At 64.3% G+C, this 14,785-nt stretch carries 12 protein-coding genes and 3 pseudogenes; 6 read left to right on the top strand and 9 right to left on the bottom strand.

Going from position 1 to position 14,785, the window contains the following annotated elements:
• A pseudogene (locus ACSKB9_RS02045) lies at positions 1 to 1,093 on the bottom strand (lysine-2,3-aminomutase-like protein).
• Entirely contained in the window at positions 1,090 to 2,142 is a 1,053-nt protein-coding gene (gene epmA / locus ACSKB9_RS02040) for an EF-P lysine aminoacylase EpmA (RefSeq protein ID WP_057018575.1), read from the bottom strand. Before epmA ends, ACSKB9_RS02045 begins: the two are co-directional and overlap by 4 nt.
• Positions 2,143 to 2,559: 417 nt before the next feature.
• Between epmA and efp the strand changes: the two genes are divergently transcribed.
• Together efp and ACSKB9_RS02030 are read left to right on the top strand one after the other, a co-directional pair.
• Positions 2,560 to 3,126: an elongation factor P gene (gene efp, locus ACSKB9_RS02035; protein ID WP_016844580.1), complete on the top strand. Its 567-nt coding sequence runs from the start codon at positions 2,560 to 2,562 to the stop codon at positions 3,124 to 3,126.
• Positions 3,127 to 3,254: 128 nt separating this feature from the next.
• Positions 3,255 to 4,860, top strand: a pseudogene (locus ACSKB9_RS02030) (M23 family peptidase).
• Between the two features lie 16 nt (positions 4,861 to 4,876).
• On the opposite strand, the gene ACSKB9_RS02025 reads toward ACSKB9_RS02030, so the two are convergent.
• Positions 4,877 to 5,881 carry a catalase family peroxidase gene (locus ACSKB9_RS02025; RefSeq protein ID WP_438071391.1) on the bottom strand — a complete coding sequence of 335 codons (1,005 nt, stop codon included), beginning with the start codon at positions 5,879 to 5,881 and terminating at the stop codon, positions 4,877 to 4,879.
• Between the two features lie 107 nt (positions 5,882 to 5,988).
• Positions 5,989 to 6,381, bottom strand: coding sequence for a tautomerase family protein (locus tag ACSKB9_RS02020; RefSeq protein WP_438071389.1), 393 nt, complete (start codon positions 6,379 to 6,381; stop codon positions 5,989 to 5,991).
• Positions 6,382 to 6,931: 550 nt separating this feature from the next.
• Here ACSKB9_RS02020 and ACSKB9_RS02015 point away from each other — a divergent pair.
• Positions 6,932 to 7,351: a DUF805 domain-containing protein gene (locus tag ACSKB9_RS02015; RefSeq protein ID WP_438071387.1), complete on the top strand. Its 420-nt coding sequence runs from the start codon at positions 6,932 to 6,934 to the stop codon at positions 7,349 to 7,351.
• 21 nt (positions 7,352 to 7,372) lie between these two features.
• Here the strand turns inward: ACSKB9_RS02015 and ACSKB9_RS02010 are convergent, their stop codons facing one another.
• The 3 genes from ACSKB9_RS02010 to ACSKB9_RS02000 all read right to left on the bottom strand — a co-directional run bounded on the left by ACSKB9_RS02010 (position 7,373) and on the right by ACSKB9_RS02000 (position 9,440).
• The gene (locus ACSKB9_RS02010) at positions 7,373 to 8,266 is read right to left on the bottom strand and encodes a dihydrodipicolinate synthase family protein (protein WP_438071385.1); all 894 of its coding nucleotides are present in this window, start codon (positions 8,264 to 8,266) and stop codon (positions 7,373 to 7,375) included.
• 146 nt (positions 8,267 to 8,412) lie between these two features.
• Positions 8,413 to 8,919 (bottom strand): cupin domain-containing protein, encoded by a 507-nt coding sequence (locus tag ACSKB9_RS02005; RefSeq protein ID WP_304500125.1) that lies wholly within the window; start codon positions 8,917 to 8,919, stop codon positions 8,413 to 8,415.
• Positions 8,920 to 8,960: 41 nt separating this feature from the next.
• On the bottom strand, positions 8,961 to 9,440 hold the full coding sequence (locus ACSKB9_RS02000) for a carboxymuconolactone decarboxylase family protein (RefSeq protein WP_438071383.1): 480 nt from the start codon (positions 9,438 to 9,440) through the stop codon (positions 8,961 to 8,963).
• An 83-nt stretch (positions 9,441 to 9,523) separates the two neighbouring features.
• On the opposite strand from ACSKB9_RS02000, the gene ACSKB9_RS01995 reads away from it, so the two are divergent.
• Positions 9,524 to 10,099, top strand: a complete 576-nt coding sequence (locus tag ACSKB9_RS01995) for a MarR family winged helix-turn-helix transcriptional regulator (RefSeq protein ID WP_438071381.1) — start codon at positions 9,524 to 9,526, stop codon at positions 10,097 to 10,099.
• A gap of 47 nt (positions 10,100 to 10,146) precedes the next feature.
• Here the strand turns inward: ACSKB9_RS01995 and ACSKB9_RS01990 are convergent, their stop codons facing one another.
• Positions 10,147 to 11,664, bottom strand: a complete 1,518-nt coding sequence (locus ACSKB9_RS01990; RefSeq protein ID WP_438071380.1) for a tetratricopeptide repeat protein — start codon at positions 11,662 to 11,664, stop codon at positions 10,147 to 10,149.
• 193 nt (positions 11,665 to 11,857) lie between these two features.
• On the opposite strand from ACSKB9_RS01990, the gene ACSKB9_RS01985 reads away from it, so the two are divergent.
• Positions 11,858 to 12,358: a hypothetical protein gene (locus tag ACSKB9_RS01985; protein WP_438071378.1), complete on the top strand. Its 501-nt coding sequence runs from the start codon at positions 11,858 to 11,860 to the stop codon at positions 12,356 to 12,358.
• A 138-nt stretch (positions 12,359 to 12,496) separates the two neighbouring features.
• A pseudogene (locus ACSKB9_RS01980) lies at positions 12,497 to 13,731 on the top strand (lytic murein transglycosylase).
• 223 nt (positions 13,732 to 13,954) lie between these two features.
• On the opposite strand, the gene ACSKB9_RS01975 reads toward ACSKB9_RS01980, so the two are convergent.
• Positions 13,955 to 14,770, bottom strand: a complete 816-nt coding sequence (locus ACSKB9_RS01975) for an SDR family NAD(P)-dependent oxidoreductase (RefSeq protein WP_438071376.1) — start codon at positions 14,768 to 14,770, stop codon at positions 13,955 to 13,957.
• Positions 14,771 to 14,785 lie beyond the last annotated feature (15 nt).

Genomic DNA, 14,785 nt, shown 5'->3' with positions numbered 1-14,785 from the left:
TCAGGATTGCGGCGGGTAAAGATGAACGTCGCCGCAATAATCGACGATACGGTAGCGCCGTTCCATCGGATCTTCACGTTCGCGGGAAGCCGGCTGCGACAAATAGCTCGGGCCGATCGGCGCCTTGCCGTGGCCGCCGGGGATGTCGAGCACATAATCCGGCTGACAAAGTCCGGACACACGCCCGCGCAACGCCCGCATCAGTTCCTGCCCGGCTTCGATCGTGGTGCGCAAATGCGCTGTGCCGGGCGCAAGGTCGCCGTGATGCAGATAATAGGGCTTGATCCGGCACTCGACGAAGCCGCGCATCAGCGCCTCGAGCGTCGCAGCATCATCATTGACGCCGCGCAGCAGGACGGACTGGCTTACCAAGGGAATGCCGGCGTCTGCAAGGCGCGCGCACGCTGCGCGGGCATTGTTGCTCAGCTCACGCGGATGGTTGGCATGGATCGCAATCCAGGTCGTCGCGCCTTCGACCCGCAGTGCCGCGATCATCTCGGGATTGATACGGCCCGGATCGGCGATCGGAACACGGGTGTGGAGGCGAACGATCTTCACATGATCGATGTCGGCGAGATCGGCCATGATCTCGGTCAGCCTGCGCGGCGACAGCATCAAGGGATCGCCGCCGGTCAGGATGACTTCCCAGATCTCCGGATGGCTGCGGATGTAATCCAGCGCCGCACGGTAGGCGTCATCGGACAAGGCCGAGGCCTTTCCCGGCCCGACCATTTCGCGCCGGAAACAGAACCGGCAATACACCGCGCAGACATGGACGAGCTTGAACAACACCCGATCGGGATAGCGATGGCACGATTCCGGCGACCGGCGAATGCGCATCGTCGCCGATCGGATCGGCGTTCTCGCCCGGCTGCTCGACGAGTTCGTCGGCGCTCGGGATGAACTGCCGCGCGATCGGGTCGGCGGGATCGGCCGGATCAATCAGCGCGGCGAGCTCCGGCGTCACCGCGACCGCGTAGCGCGCAGCAACCCGCTCGAGCCCGGCCAGTGCTGCGACCGGTGCGAGCCCGGCATCGACCAGCTCGCGCGGCTGTCGCAGCGTCGCCGCCAGTTTTGGATCGATCCTGTTCATGTCTCTCCCGCAGGCGGCGTCCAGACCACCTGATCAATTCGTGGCGCGCCGCTCGCGAGCATCACCAGCCGGTCGAAGCCGAGCGCGACGCCGCTGGCTTCCGGCATCTGGCCGACCGCGGCAAGGAAATCGTCGTCGAGCGGATAGCGCTCGCCATAACGGCGGGCCTTCTCGTCCATCGCTGCGGTGAAACGATGGCGCTGCTCGGCCGCGTCGGTCAGCTCGCCGAAGCCGTTGGCGAGCTCGACGCCGCAGGCATAGACCTCGAAACGCTCGGCGACGCGCTGATCGCCGGCCTTGGTGCGCGCCAGCGCGGCCTCTGGCGACGGATATTCGAACAGCACCGTCAGACGGCCCTGTCCCAGATGAGGCTCGATATGCTCGACCAGCACCTTGCTGAAAATATCGGACCAGGTGTCGTCATCTGCAACCCGCACCCGCGCTGCTGCAGCCGACGCCAGCGCTTCGCGGTCGCCTTCGCCGCCTGAGATCGTCGCCAACAGATCGATGCCGGCGAAGCGCTCGAAACCTGCCGCGACCGTCAACAACTCCGGCTCCGCAAACGGATCGGCCGTCCTGCCGCGGAATGAAAACCGGCCGATCCCGGTCGCCTGAGCCGCATGGGCGATCACCACGATCGTGTCGGCCATGATGGCGTCATAGCCGGCATTGGCGCGGTACCATTCCAGCATGGTGAATTCGGGCAGATGCAGGTCGCCGCGCTCGCGGTCGCGGAACACCCGCGCGAACTCGTAAATCTTCGGCTCGCCGGCCGCGAGCAGCTTCTTGCAGGCGAACTCCGGCGAGGTGCGCAGATAGCGGGGCGCATGTGAGCCATCGGCCTGCCTGAGCTCGGTGCGAGGAGCGTGCAGATGGGTCTCGTTGCCCGGCGAGATCTGCAGGATCGCGGTCTCGACCTCGGCAAATCCCTGCTCCTCGAACCAGGCGCGCAGCGCTCGCGTGATCGCCGTCCGCGCCTGCAGGAACGGCCTGCGGTCGGCATAGCGCTGCGGCATCCACCAGGGCGACGGCCGGTCATGAGCTGTCATCGCCAGAGCATCCTCATGGATTTAACATCAACGAGCCGCCATCCGCACTCAAGAGTACTGCGCAACCGATCGATTCTACGCAAGTTCATAAGCCTACACAGCCCGAGCCTCCGCGGAACGCAGCGAGGCTGATCCCTTCTTGTCGAAAGACGCGCACCTTGTCCATGCGCGCGCGTGGCTGAACCTGAACCACGGCTCGCGCGTCCCATCCCGCAGATTCGATGAAACGGATGAGCCCATGGCCGAAAAATAGGGCCGATCGGGACGGCCGGGACGGTTGGCAACCTTGCGAATTCGGCCGCAAAAGACTGGCATCTCAGGGACAAATCAGTATGTTGCAGCCCGAAATCGCCGCCATGGCCGAGGGGCTGCCGATCCGGTTGGCGCCCTTAGGCTCTCAAATTCAGGAAAACACCTTTGAAAGTCATCGCCAGTTCCATCCGCAAGGGCAACGTCATCGAGCAGGACGGCAAGCTCTATGTGGTCCTTTCCGCCGAGAACATTCATCCCGGCAAGGGCACCCCGGTCAGCCAGATCGAAATGCGCCGCATCGGCGACGGCGTGAAGGTCTCGGAGCGTTACAAGACCACCGACCAGGTCGAGAAGGCCACCGTCGAGGACCACAACTACAACTACCTCTATGAAGATGGCGACGGCTTCCACTTCATGAACAACGACAACTACGACCAGGTCCAGGTCTCCAAGGAGATCGTCGGCTCGTCCGCGCCGTATCTGCAGGAGAACATGACCGTGAAGCTCTCGATGCACGAGGGCAACCCGGTCGCGATCCAGCTGCCGCAGCGCGTGACGCTGGAAGTGGTCGAGACCGAGCCCGTGACCAAGGGCCAGACCGCCTCCTCGTCCTACAAGCCGGCCATGCTGTCCAACGGCCTGCGCACCGGCGTGCCGCCGCACATCACCACGGGCACGCGCATCGTGGTCATGACCGAAGACGGTTCCTACGTCGAACGCGCCAAGGACTGAGCGCTTGAGGCGCGGTGGGATTTGAAATGAATTGTCACCGCGCCTCGGCTTGTTGGTTAAGCATCAACTTTACCGAAAACCGCTACACACTTTTCCGGAACTTGCTTTAGTCTCACGGGCGATCAGACATGAGCCCGGGGTGTGCAGTGAACAGGAAGGTGGTCAGCTTCGTCAGTTGCTGGCTGGCAACCCTGCTCTCGCCTCTTCCCGGCGCCCATGCCGACGAATTCCGAACGCCATCGATCTCGGCCATGCGGGTCGAATGGCGCGCCGTGCTCGACCAGCTGCGGCAGGAGATCGGCAGCCGCCCGGCCATCGCCGCCGGCTTCACTTTCGCAGGCCAGCGCCGCGTGCCCGCCACCGATCCGCGGGCGACGCCTGCGCTGGTGCAGTTGAACGCGGTGACAGCGCCGCTGTTTCCCGGCATTGCGCAGAGCCCGATCCCGGTGCTGCTGCCGCTCGACCCCGCAAGCTATCTCGAAGCGCGGCAAAACGGTGCGCCGGACAGCCTGTCGATCGCGCGCTACCAGGCCGACTTCCGCGCGGTCGATTTCTTCCATGCCGGTGCATCGGGCTACGATGCCGTGTTCTCGCTCGACCCCGGCGCCGACTACGGCCTGCCGCCGCGGACATTTGCAAAGCCGGTCGAGGTGCAGATTTCCGGCTCGATCCTCGTTTACGACCTCGCCGACCGGCTCGGCGGCAAGGGCGAGCCGGTCAAGACGCTGGCCGCGCAGTTTCCGGACCTGCGCCGCTTCATTCGCGAGGGCTATGTCCGCTACGCCTTCACCCGCTTCGGGATTCCCGATGTCGTCTCGATCCAGTGCCTCGACAGCGCGCCGCGGCCGAAGCGGCTGGCCTGCCGCGAGGCCTATCCGGTCGCCGAGCGATTTCTGAAGGCCTTGCGCATCGCCGGCGGCCAGCCGTCACGGCCGCGCAGCGACGTCGCCTCCGACATCGCCGAGCGGCCGGCCGCGCAATCCGCCGACTTCACCTACCACCCGAGCGGCGACATCGTCGCGGGCAGCGGCGGCCGCAGGCAACAAGGCGGCCACGCCGACTTCACCGTCTACTCGCAGATCCGCTTTCCGCTCGAGAAGGCGCCGGCCTTCGCCCACTCGCAATCCTTCGCCAAGCGCAAGCCCGGCGCGGCCATCGACGCGTATCCCTGGCAAGACAATTTCTGCGAGGCGCGCAGCTTCGAGGTCGGCCAGTGCGCCAGCGGCTACGGCCATCAGGGCCAGGACATCCGCCCCGGCGCATGTCCTGTCGACAGCAAGGATGGCTGCGACCCCAAGCAGCAGGCGGTCGTTGCGGTGCGCGACAGCATCGTGATCCGCTCGGCGCAACAGCAGGCCGCGACATTGCAGGTCAACACCCGCACCGAGCATGTCCGCTTCCGCTGACATGCACATGAACCCGTCAGTGATGGATGCCGACGGCCTGCTCAACGGACGCCGCGTCGGCGAGGGCGAGAAGATCGGCGTGGTCTCGAACTATCTCGACCACCCTAACGGCACGTCGCGGCATCTGCATTTCGACGTCCAGCTGTTCACCCGCGACGGCTGGCTGTGGGTCAATCCCTACACCACGCTGGTGTCGGCCTATGAGCGGCTGATCCGCGGCCGCGGCCGCGAGATCGGACCGGAGCCCGGGCTTGCAGCCGCCGTGGCCCATGCCCTGCCCGACGACGTCGTGCATCGCATCGACACCCAGGAGGGTGGCGGCAATTAGCCGGGCATTGCGACGGCTATTGTTGCCTGCGGCTGTAGGAGACAGGATACGCGGCCGACCGCGCATCTATCATCGGATCCTGCACCTCGATGCCGGACGGAAGGGCGTTCGGCAGGAACAACAATTGCCGCTGGGCGGCGTCGCTGTCGTGGACAGCCCTCGTGATCGAAATCGTACCGAGTTCGACGGTCGGGCGCGTGTCGGGCCAGGCCGTCGATGGATCGTCGAGCTTGTCCCCGGCCTCGGCCTGCTGGAGCAGCATCCTGAAGCTGACCGGCCCCTGTACGACACGCGCCCGGATTTCTGTGCTCAGATAGTCCGCAGCTTTCTTTCCTGCCTCCTCATCACTGAGGAAATGGGCGCCTGCTACCGGCTGGAATTGATAGCGGCCATAGGTAACCTTTCCGGCGCTGTTGACGAACTTGAACGCGTTGACCCCAAAATACGGCAGCGTGCCGTAACTCTCGGGCGACGGCTTCGGGGCGGTCAGGAATGCCTTCGCGACGGGGTGCGTCGACAGGTACTTGTCGAGCGGCGTCGGCTTGGCCGCACTGGCACCACTGCCTGCCAGCGCAATCAGCAGATCGCGAAAATCGTCCGCGGTCGGTGACGGAAAGCCGTTGAACGAGTGAGCGACGATATCGCTGTCAATGCCGTCAGGAAGCTTGAACTTGATCGCGAAGCCGCGAGGACTGGCCAATCCCTGATTGTCGGGAATATCGGGAATGCCGGCAAAATCCGAGAAGCGCACCGTTACAGGAACCGCTGCGCTCTGCAGATGCGGCGCCTTGCTGATCGCGGACGCCTGCGCACCGGGCGTGAATGTGCCCTCCAACACAACTCCCTTGGCGTGAACCGCGCGCGCACCGGAATGCTTGCCGAACACGCCGTTCAAAGCATCGACGAGTTGATCCGGCGTCGATGTCTGTGCAGCCGGCACTCCAGCCGACGTCTGCGCACCGGCGGCGCCCGTGGACCCCAGAGAGATCGCGAGAATAAAGAGCGGCAAGCTGCGAAACATGATCAGACCCCAGAGCAGGAGAAAACGAGATCGTTACACGCGGCGTCACCGCCGCGTCGGCCAATCGATAGTGAGACAGGCGCGAACGGCCAATTCGCGTTCGGTCTCTACTTCAGTTCGCCGGTGATGAACTGCGCCCGCCCCATGCCGAATGACCAGTCCTCATCGTCATTGATGACGAAGTTGATGACGAGGTCGCTCGGCGCGATCCCGCAAGCCGACGATAGCCGCTCGGCGAGCACGCGATAGAAATCGAGCTTCAGAGCCTTGTCGCGCGGACGGCTGGTGAGTTGCAGCATCACCAGCCTGTCAGTCCGGTCGATACCAAGCCCGGTATCGAGCGCGACGACGCGAGATCGCGGATGAACATGTACGACCTGGTAACGATCGCGCTGCGGCACGTGGAGGGTTTCGACCAGCACCTCGTGTGTGACGTCGAGCAGCCGCTGGATGTCGGCATCGCTTCTTCCCTCGATCAAATCAAAACGCAGAAACGGCATGCTGGTGGCTCCTTGCTCGATCTGCCGAGGACTTGGATGTTCGGTGCAACTGTCGGCGATCAGTTGCCCCACGCACAAAGGACTGACTGGAGAGGACGTGATCCCTTCTCCAGCAAGTTTGATGTCTTGGAATTTGTCGGGCGCTTTCGCCGATCTCGGTGCCGGCCTTCAAAGCGCATTGAACCGCGCTCTCTCAGCCTGCTTAAGCATGCCGCAAGGCAAAAGAGTAATGATTATCTGAGATTGCTGCGATCTCAGATCAGGCGTCGTCGCAGCGTCGTAAGCTGACGACCGGAGCACGCCACCAGCTATTTCGCGAGCGCCGCTCTTCGCAGCGCCGCGATCGTATCCGGCCCATGGCGGCCGTCGGGTGCCGGCTGGAACGAGCGCGGGTTCCATCCGAAATCGCATCAACGCGCGTCATGTCACGGCGACAATTGCCCGGCACGGTGATCATGATGAAGGCAGCAATCCGCGGGAACCTGTCCCGCCTTAACCATCGGACGCAAGTCTCTATCAGATGCCCATTCAGGCTGGACCACAACCAAGCATGCTCTCGACCTTCAGCTGGTTCTTTCTTTCGGTGAAAGGCCGCATCAGCCGGCAGGAATTCGGCCTGGGATTTTTCGGCCTCGTGCTGGTCGACATGCTCGTCATTCGCATCAGCGTAAGGCTCGATCCCGGTCCACGTTATTACGACAGCCCGCCCGCCGACGACCTGTCCGTTCTGCGCTTGCTGCTCATGCTGTCGTTGTGGCCGTTCGCCGCGATCCTGGTGAAGCGGCTGCACGACCTCAACGTCTCGGGTTGGTGGGCGCTGACGATCCTCGCCATTCCCCACCTCGCCGCCGCGCTGCACGTCAAATACTGGATCCCCTATCTGGCGCTGGTCGCAGCGCTGAGTGTGCTGCCGGGATCGAAGGGTGACAACCGGTTCGGCCGCGACCCGCTGGCGCGCGCCGGCATCTAGCGCCTTCCGCCGTGGTTGCGATCAGTCGATCTCCATCGCAGCCAACGTCTCCTTGACCCTTCTCTGTGCGTCCGCAGGCAGCGGCAATATCGGACGTGGAGGCTCGGCCGCACAAACCCCTCTGAGATTGGCAAGTGCGTAGACAACACGCAGACTGGAATATGTCCTGAACAGATCCCAAATCGGCTGCAGATGCGCGTTGAGCTCTCGCGCCCGGGCCGCATCGCCGCTCGTCGCGGCGCGAACGATGTCCACGCAGACCTTCGGGAAGATTCCTGCGACAACGCTGTACCAGGTATCTGCGCCCGCCAGCAGCGCCTCGGTGCAATTCCAGTCGGCGCTGTAACCCGACGCAACGCCGTCCGGAACCACAGCCCGCAATTCCCTGAGATGGCCCGCCACGGTCGAAGCATCCAGCGCCGGACTTTTCACCGCGACGATTCCATCCACACGACCCAACCGGCCGATGAGCGCCGGCGTGAATTGAAAATGAGTCGTTCCGGGATTGTCGTAGATGCAGATCGGCAACCCGCTCTCGCGGGCCACGACTTGGAAGTGCTCAAAGACCTCGTCATCGGTCAGCGGCGTATAGGAAACCGCTGCCAACAGGCCCGCCGTCGCGCCTGCATCACGCGCATCCTGAGCCAGCCGCACCGCATCGTCGGTGCGCAGTGCGCCGATGCCAACCAATATTGGTGTGCTGCCGTCCGCCAGGGCGGTCACCGCCTGCACGGCGCGCCGCCGCTCGTCGCGGCTGAAATACGGATATGAGCCGGTACTTCCGAGCAGCCCGACCGAATCCACCTTCGCCGCAATCAAGGGGGCGAGCAAGGCGCGGAGCGCGCCCACATCAACCCGCCCATCCCGGTTCGAAGGCGTTATCGGGAAGGCAGAGAGCCCCTTCAGGTTGATCATCGATTTGTCCCTCGCCGGCAACCGTCGCCGCAACGTGTCGTGCAATCAATCGACACGCCCCGTTGCGCGCAAGGTCCAGTTTCACGTGAACTGGGCACCAAACTGGTCCAGTGCGCACGTCTTGCAGAACGAGCGCCCAACCAACGCTATTCGAGCATCGTGGTCAGCTGCGCGCCCTCGTCCGCCACGAACACCGCGATCAGCTCCGCCGGCTCCGTCGTGCTCGCATTGGCGGAGACCATGTGGGTCGAGCCCGGCGGCTCGAAGAAGGACTGGCCGACCTTGAAGGTCTCGACCGGCCCGCCGCCGAGCTGGGAGCGGATTTCACCCTTGGTGATGTAGGCAGTCACCGAACCGGAATGGCGGTGCGGCGGCGTGAAGCCGCCGGGACCGTAGAACACGCGCACCACCGTGACACGCTTGCCCGCCACATTGGGCAGCGCGTGCGAGGTGATGACCTCGACCTTGTCGAGCGGCGACGCCGCATTGGCGCTGGCGCACAGCGGCGCGATGACGGAGGAGATCGCGTCCATCGGGGTCGGCAGTGCCTTGCCGATCACGAAGGCGGAGGCCAGTCCCGCGATCACCGCCAGCGCGACCGGCCGCGGCGGACGCGCGAATGGAAGAGATGGTGTCATTGCCATCGAGGTCATTGCTTTTCTCCCTGTCGGTTGCCGTTTGATCCGTCTCGACGTTACGAAGCCGCCTTGTCCGCACGCTGCCGGCGCGGCGGCGGCGTCCAGCGATAGGCCGCGCCGAACCGGTTCCAGACATTGATCGATGCGATCGCCGAGGTCAGGTAAGTCAGCTCCTGCTCGGAGAATTCTGCGGTGGCCTGCGCATAGACCTCGTCGCTGACGCCGTTCGGCAGGGTCGTCAACGCTTCGGTCCAGGCCAGCGCGGCGCGCTCGCGCGGCGTGAACTGCGGCGCCTCGCGCCACACCACGACGAGGTTCAACTTGTCGGCGGGCACGCCGAGGCTCTCGCCCTGCAGGATGTGATACTGCACGCAGAACGCACAGCCGTTGATCTGCGAGGCGCGCAGCTTGACGAGTTCGAGCAACTGCTTGTCGAGGCCGGCCTTCGCCGCGAACTGGCCGAGCGCGCGCACCGCGGCGAAGACGTCGGGCGCGAGCTTCTCGAAGTCGGTGTATTCCTTGCGGGCATGTGACATTGGCCTGGCCTCATGTTATCAGTGTACTGAGATATTATCAGAGCTCTGATAATGGGCAAGACGCGGACATTGGCGAAGGCAACATGGCGGCAATGCAGAAACGAGGGAAATCCGGCACCGCCGAGCGGAAGCCGGTTGGGAAGACGGCGACGGGCAGGATTGCGACGGGATCGGGATCGACCGCCAACACCCTGCTCCTCACCACGCCGGTCCCGCCGCCCGGCGAAGGCAAGCGCGGCGAACAGGGCTACCTCGCCTATCTGCTACGCCAGGCGCATGCCGCCTCGCGGCTATCGATGGAGCGTGAGCTTGGGCGCCTCGGCGTCACCTCGCCGCAATTCGTCGTGCTCACCATGCTGAAGGCCTATCCGGGGCTGTCGGGCGCCGATCTGGCGCGGGTGGCGCTGCTGACGCCGCAGACCGTCAGCGTGATCATCCGCAACCTCGAGCGCGACGGCGCGATCCGCAAGACGCCACACCCGGTTCACGGCCGGGTGCTGCAATGGACCCTGACCAGCCATGGAACCACGCTGCTGGAGAAGTGCCGCCATATCGCCCAGGCCCAGGAGCGCCGGCTTGTCGGCAGCCTCGACGCCAAATCGGAGCAAATTGTCCGGCAGTGGCTGTCAAAGATCGCGACGGATTTGCAGGATAGCTAGCGCGGACTGTAGCGGTCTTCCAAAACGTTGGGCGAGCGCCCGCGAACTCAAATGCTCAAGTGAGCTTTCTGCAGCCCTGCCAACATAGGCTTGAATTCGCCGATGCAATAGGACGGAGGTTGTCGGGCAACGTACATTTCAAAGGAGTTCGGCCATCTTGTTCGCAGGGCTTCGAGGGCAGCGCTGGCCTCCTCCACCCGGCCGAGCTGACCCTGCGCGGCAGCCAGCCAGCGATACGCATATGGATGCTGCGGGAACCGCTGTGTTGTGTGCTTCGCTATTCGCGCCGCCTCCTCATAGTCGCCATCGAGGTAGTGTGAGGTCGCAAGTTGTGTGAGCCGCACGGGCCGGACCGGATCATTTGGGCTTAGCCGCAAGAACATGCGTATCGAATTCCGTCCCTGAGCGCGGCGGCCGGCCGCGATGTACGCAGCGCCTCTCACGCCGAGCGCACTCGCGCAATCCGGTTTCACCGACAGCACGGTCTCGGCCCCTTCGATGGCGCTCTCGACATCGCCATTGAGGAAACTCAGTAACGCGAGGCGCGCCCGGGGCTCGGGATCGGCGTCGTCAAGTGCAATTGCTCGCATCACGAGCGGCCGCGCGAGCTCGCATCCGGCGGCGACTGTGACCTTGCTATAGATGGATGCTGCCATCATGTGCGCCCACGCCAGCGCGGAATGAGCCGATGAGAAGTGCGGGTCGAGATCGACCGACTGCTGGAAAAGATGCTGCGCGGCATCGATTGTATTCGAGTTGCACCCCGACATGTGCCAGATGCCGAGCTGGTACGCCTCCCAAGCTCCGAGGTCGTCCGGTTTGGTACCGAGCGCGCGCGATAGCTCGCGGGCGAGGATCTCGGCTGCCGCGCCGCGCGCGATGGCGTCGGCGATCAAGCGTTGGCTTCTAAGCCCGTCGGCACAGCTTGTATCGTATCTCTCGCCCCAAATGTCGACGCCGCTCCAGGTCTCCACCACCTCGGCCGAGACCCGGCATCGCCCGCTGATGTGGTGGTTGACGCTTCCACGGAGCCTATAACGGCAGTCCTGCGCGCGAGGTGCTGTGATTGCCGGCGTCCCGACGAAATTCTGTTCTCCTTCCACAGCAGCCGCGACCTTCAGCCAGCGCCTTCTCGTCAGCTCGATACGCACCTGCTCCGACACCAACTCTCCTAGCGCCACGGAACCGCGATCCGGATAGGTGTGCGTGAAGGCGAAAACGCAGATCGATGGCCCGTCCGTTTCTCCTCGTGGCGATCCGCGAGAGGCGACAAGTCCGGTTGGTGATCGGCCGTTCGGCGACGCGCGGATTTCCTCAACTTGCCCGACAAACCGGACACCACGCCGCGCGAGGGTCTTGATGTATTTCTGCTTCCGTCCACTGTCGCCGATAGCGGTACGGGCCACGTAAACCCGTGTGGTCAGAGCCGCATCGGAAACGGCGCGACCGCCCCAAATGGCGTTGATGAGTTCGTCCTTGCTGACCATTCGCTCGCGATGGCGGATCAGGTAGACGAGCAGATCGAAAACCTGTGGTGCCAGGACGACAAGGTTCGGGCCCCGCATCAGCTCCCTACTGTCGGGGACAGAACACAATTCCCGAAGCGGTACCGCATGGAAGCCCGTCGCCTGTTCGGACTCGAAGCGAGACAGCTTAGCAGGCCACAGGGCTTTGTCAGAAAAAAATCAGGGAATGATCAAGCGCGGCCGGACGGTTGCGCTTAGCTTGCCCTCGTATCCCAGCCCATTGGAGGGGACGATGGCCAAAAGAGCAATGCACATTCTTGGGGTTGCCATGGCGTCGGCGATCGTGAACTGTTCCATTCATGACGGCGCAGGCGCCCAGGAGCGTCCGTCGATATCCGCAAAGGCCACGCCCGCCATCGTCGGTACGTGGCGTGTCACCTTTACCCGACCGCCCTCCCGAGGGTATGCGCTGGTGACGTTCACTTCCGATGGCACGTCGGTCCGAACGACCGATCGATCGCCGGTGATGAGCCCCTCTCACGGCGCCTGGGTGCAGACCGGCGAACGCGAATTCCAGGCGACTTGGCACGCCTTCAAGTTCGATGCCGGCGGGAAGCACATCGGCAACCAACGAGCTGTCTTTCGCGTCGCGATCAGCGCGGATGGCAATTCGCTTTCCGGCGTCGGCGTCGGCACGACCTATACACTGGAGGGTCAATTGATCGACGCAGAGACCGCCGAGGGTCCCTTTGAGGGAACCCGTATCTCTGTTGTCGAACACTATACCAAGTGACGTCGCGCTCCGTTGCCGCGATGCCTGCGCTGCGTGACTGAGCGGACGCTCGGCGGCGCATCCCCTGTATGGATCCTGCCGATTTCTTGCGGCATCATGGGTTTTGGCCCATCCGGGAAGCGCCGCTAGACTGGGCGTATGAAACAACCTGATTCTCCGAAATCCCCTGCCCGCCGCGCCGTCCTGAAGGCCGGGCTCGCGGCCGGCGTGGTGCTCGTCAATCCGCTCGCTGCGCTGGCGGCAGCCCCTCCCGGCTTCGACCAGTGGCGCGACAATTTTCGCGCCCGCGCGCTCGCCAAAGGCATCTCGGAGGCGACCTGGAATCGCTGCATGGGGCGGATCGAGCCCGACATGAGCGTGTTCAGGCAGATGCGCAACCAGCCCGAATTCCACGAGCAGATCTGGCAGTACATCAATCGCCGCGTCTCCGACTGGCGGGTCATTCACGGCAAGGAGGCGCTGAAGAAGAACGAGGCGCTGTTCGGCCGGATCGAACGCGACTTCGGCGTCGAGCGCGGCACGCTGCTCGCGCTGTGGGGCGTCGAGTCCGCCTATGGCGATCCGCTGGTGCAGCAGAACCACATGACGCCGGTGTTTCCCTCGCTCGCCGCGCTCGCCTGGAACGAGCCGCGCCGCAAGGCCTATTGGGAGACCGAGCTGATCAACGCGATGAAGATCGTGCAGCGCGGCTGGAGCACGCCCAGGAGATGAACGGCTCCTGGGCCGGCGCGATGGGTCATTCGCAGTGGATGCCGGAAGTCTGGCTCAATGTCGGCTTCGACTATGACGGCGACGGCAAGGTCTCGCCGTTCGGCCGGCCCGACGACGCGCTGGGCTCGACCGCGAAATATCTCGTCAACCGCGGCAAGTGGCACCGCGGCGAGCATTGGGGCTACGAGGTCCGCGCGCCCGGCGGCGGCGCCAGCGGCAGCCGCACCTATGCGGCCTGGGCCAGCGCCGGCGTCGTCAGAGCCGACGGCCAGCCATTTCCGCAGCCGAACGCATCAGCGCAGCTGTGGATCCCGGTCGCGGGCGGCCCGGCCTTCCTGCTCGGTCCGAACTTCAATTCGGTGAAGAGCTACAACCCGTCGATGAACTACGCGCTGGCGATCTGCCATCTCGGCGATCGCTGCCTCGGCGGGCCGCCCTTCATCCAACCCTTCCCGGGCTCGGAGCGCGCGCTGACGCTCGCCGAGGTGCAGGAGATGCAAACGCGGCTGACCAAGGCCGGCTTCGACACCGGCGGCACCGACGGCCGCGTCGGCAACGACACCATGAAGGCGATCAAGGATTATCAGATCAAGATGGGCCTGTTGCCCGCCGATGGTTACGGCGGGCTCAAGGTGCTGGCGCGGTTACGGCAAGGCGGGTAGCCATCATGCGATCTGCGTAGCCCGGGTGAGCGAAAGCGATACCCGGGGACACGTTTCCCGCATATCGCTCCGCTCATGCGGGCTACGACAGTTCGCTCCTACCGGCTCGCAGGCTGCCGCATTGACCGCTCACCGTCATTGCGAGCGCAGCGAAGCAATCCATCCTTCCGCATATGCGGGACTATGGATTGCTTCGTCGCTTCGCTCCTCGCAATGACGGAGACTATTTCGCAGGCTGCCGCACGACGCCGCCGGCATTCATGCCGCCGTCGATCACGAGCTCGCTGCCTGTGACGTAACGCGACGCGTCGGAAGCGAGATAGAGCACGCCTTGCGCGATCTCGATCGCTTGGCCGGCGCGGCCCAGCGGTGTGGCGAACCTCGCGCGCTCCTCCGGATCGATCGGCGCGTTCTGGCCGGCGCCGGTCGCGCCGGTCGGGATCTTGCCCCAGATCGGCGTGTCGATGATGCCGGGATGCACCGAGTTGACGCGGATGCCGTCGCCGATCTGCGCGCACTCCATCGCGATCGACTTGGCGAACAACCGGACCGCGCCCTTGGTGGCGCTGTAGCCGGAAAGGGTCGCCGCACCGCGCAGGCCGGCCAGCGACGACATCATGATGATGGAGCCGCCGCCGTGCTTGCGCATCAGCGGCAGCGAGTGCTTCACCGACAAGAATACGCCGTCGATATTGATGGCGGTCTGGCGACGCCAGTCCGCGAGCGACATCTCGACAATCGAGGGCGCTCCGATGCCGATGCCGGCATTCGAGACCATGATATCGAGGCGGCCATGGCGCTTGCCGATCTCACTGATGATTTCGATCCAGCGCTCCTCGCTGGTAACGTCCTGCGGCAAGAAGGTCACGTTCCGCCCGGCCTTGGTGAGCCGCGCGGCGAGCTCGGGTCCCCTCAACTCATCGATATCGGTCGCAACAACGGTCGCGCCTTCCTGCGCGAGCAATTCGACGATGGCCTCGCCAATGCCCGATGCGCCGCCGGTCACCAGCGCGACCTTGCCTTCAACCTGTCCTGACATGTCCTCTCCCAACGT

Source organism: Bradyrhizobium sp. BR 1433, from assembly GCF_051547665.1.
Lineage (GTDB): Bacteria > Pseudomonadota > Alphaproteobacteria > Rhizobiales > Xanthobacteraceae > Bradyrhizobium > Bradyrhizobium australafricanum.
The sequence above is the reverse complement of the archived record's forward strand: the minus strand, read 5'-3'. Positions and strand labels throughout refer to the sequence as shown.

Excerpts from the sequence above, each read along its gene's own strand:
- epmA (WP_057018575.1), bottom strand. The coding sequence starts at position 2,142 with ATGACAGCTCATGACCGGCCGTCGCCCTGGTGGATGCCGCAGCGCTAT.
- ACSKB9_RS02025 (WP_438071391.1), bottom strand. The coding sequence starts at position 5,881 with ATGTTTCGCAGCTTGCCGCTCTTTATTCTCGCGATCTCTCTGGGGTCC.
- ACSKB9_RS02020 (WP_438071389.1), bottom strand. The coding sequence starts at position 6,381 with ATGCCGTTTCTGCGTTTTGATTTGATCGAGGGAAGAAGCGATGCCGAC.
- ACSKB9_RS02015 (WP_438071387.1), top strand. The coding sequence starts at position 6,932 with ATGCTCTCGACCTTCAGCTGGTTCTTTCTTTCGGTGAAAGGCCGCATC.
- ACSKB9_RS02010 (WP_438071385.1), bottom strand. The coding sequence starts at position 8,266 with ATGATCAACCTGAAGGGGCTCTCTGCCTTCCCGATAACGCCTTCGAAC.
- ACSKB9_RS02005 (WP_304500125.1), bottom strand. The coding sequence starts at position 8,919 with ATGACCTCGATGGCAATGACACCATCTCTTCCATTCGCGCGTCCGCCG.
- ACSKB9_RS02000 (WP_438071383.1), bottom strand. The coding sequence starts at position 9,440 with ATGTCACATGCCCGCAAGGAATACACCGACTTCGAGAAGCTCGCGCCC.
- ACSKB9_RS01995 (WP_438071381.1), top strand. The coding sequence starts at position 9,524 with ATGGCGGCAATGCAGAAACGAGGGAAATCCGGCACCGCCGAGCGGAAG.
- ACSKB9_RS01990 (WP_438071380.1), bottom strand. The coding sequence starts at position 11,664 with ATGCGGGGCCCGAACCTTGTCGTCCTGGCACCACAGGTTTTCGATCTG.
- ACSKB9_RS01985 (WP_438071378.1), top strand. The coding sequence starts at position 11,858 with ATGGCCAAAAGAGCAATGCACATTCTTGGGGTTGCCATGGCGTCGGCG.
- ACSKB9_RS01975 (WP_438071376.1), bottom strand. The coding sequence starts at position 14,770 with ATGTCAGGACAGGTTGAAGGCAAGGTCGCGCTGGTGACCGGCGGCGCA.